This window comes from Oleiphilus sp. HI0043, from assembly GCF_001634935.1.
Window position 1 is genome coordinate 1 of sequence record NZ_LWEY01001041.1, and the last position, 1,630, is coordinate 1,630.

The 1,630-nt window shown below is 52.1% G+C and carries 2 pseudogenes; one reads left to right on the forward strand and one right to left on the reverse strand.

The features are described 5' to 3' along the window. Positions 1 to 201: pseudogene (locus A3729_RS32905) on the forward strand (IS3 family transposase); the annotation flags it as partial. 35 nt (positions 202 to 236) lie between these two features. On the opposite strand, the pseudogene A3729_RS10985 reads toward A3729_RS32905, so the two are convergent. Next, positions 237 to 1,478: pseudogene (locus tag A3729_RS10985) on the reverse strand (transposase); the annotation flags it as partial. Between the last annotated feature and the right edge of the window lie 152 nt (positions 1,479 to 1,630).

Consider the following 1,630-nt stretch of genomic DNA (forward strand, 5'->3'; position numbering starts at 1 on the left):
GAGCACCGGCATAGTCGAATTAACTTTGTTACCCCAGAGCAAAGGCACTTAGGTCTGGATGAAGAAATATTATCGAAGAGGGATGAGCTTTATCGCAAGATGAAAAGAAAGAACCAAATAAGGTGGTCAAAAGCTACGCGGAACTGGGAGAAAGTGGGTGACGTTAAGTTGAACCCGGAGAAGGAAAAACAAGCAGCTTAAATGCTCAGGCGACAACTACCTTGAAAAACGCCGGTATCGGCTGCTTCTAGTTTGTCAGGCTTTTTTCCGCGTTTAGCCGGTGTGACCTGAACACGGTGTTTGCTGTTCGGTGCGAAGACTCCGTGGAATCGGGTGAGGTTGACGCGCGGCTTGGGTACCAGTGCAGCCAGCTTGGCCATGAAGTCCATGGGTTCGAAGATCACATGGGTTGTGCCATTGCGATACGGGGTTTTGAGTTCATACCGAACGTGTCCATTGGAGGTCAATGCCAGGCGCTTTTCTGAAACAGCGGGTCGGCTAACGTAGCGGCAGAGCCGTTCGAGTTTATCCCTCTGATGTCCTTCGGCCATCACACCGGCATGGAGTGAAAACCCTGCCACTTTAGCCGCTTGGCCATAGCCTGGCTTCTCACTTTCGCAATGAGGGAAGGTTTGCAGGGTGAAGACCTTACTCCCTTGCTGGGGGCCGGTGGCGATGCGGTAAGTCACCGAGGAACCGTGCATTTGCGTGAGTACATCTCCTCCTTCCTCGTCCAGCGTCAACCAGGTATTCTCGGCATCTCGCTCCAACAGACCGCGTTTTTCCAGGCAGCGAGCGACCCGGTGGCTGAGGGTGTTAACGAGCGCATTGAGTTCATGTTGAGTGGGTGCCTTGACCCGATGGAACCGCCGTTGGCCATAGGTATCTTCGGCGTATACGCCATCGAGAAATAGCATGTGGTAATGGACATTAAGGTTGAGCGCAGAACCAAAGCGTTGGATCAACGTCACTGCACCGGTTTGTGCGGTAGCCTTGGTAAAACCAGCCTGCCTAATTAAATGCGTAGAGACGGTGCGGTAGACAATGCCTAACACTTTACCCATCAGCTCTGGATGGCGAGCCAGCAGGAATCGTAACTGGAAGGGAAAGCTCAGCACCCACTGGCGTATGGGAACTTTGGGAAACACCTCATCCACCAAGAGCGCGGCACTCTCCGCCATCCGGCGGGCACCACAGCTGGGGCAGAACCCTCTGCGCTTGCAGCTAAATGCCACCAATCGTTCATGATGGCAATCCTCGCAGCGGACACGCAAAAAGCCATATTCCAGCCGACCACATTGGAGAAAATCTTCGAACTCTCTCTGAACGTAACGAGGCAAGCTTTGTCCCTGACCCTCCAACGAGGACTTAAAGACAGGATAATGTTCCTGAACCAATTGATAGAGGAACGTCTTTTCGGGCTGATGGCGTTCATAGTATGGTGCTTGACTCGCCCAGACATTCCTTGCCGGTGACATGAGTATCGGCGTTTTTCAAGGTAGTTGTCGCCTGAGCATTTAAGCTGCTTGTTTTTCCTTCTCCGGGTTCAACTTAACGTCACCCACTTTCTCCCAGTTCCGCGTAGCTTTTGACCACCTTATTTGGTTCTTTCTTTTCATCTTGCGATAAA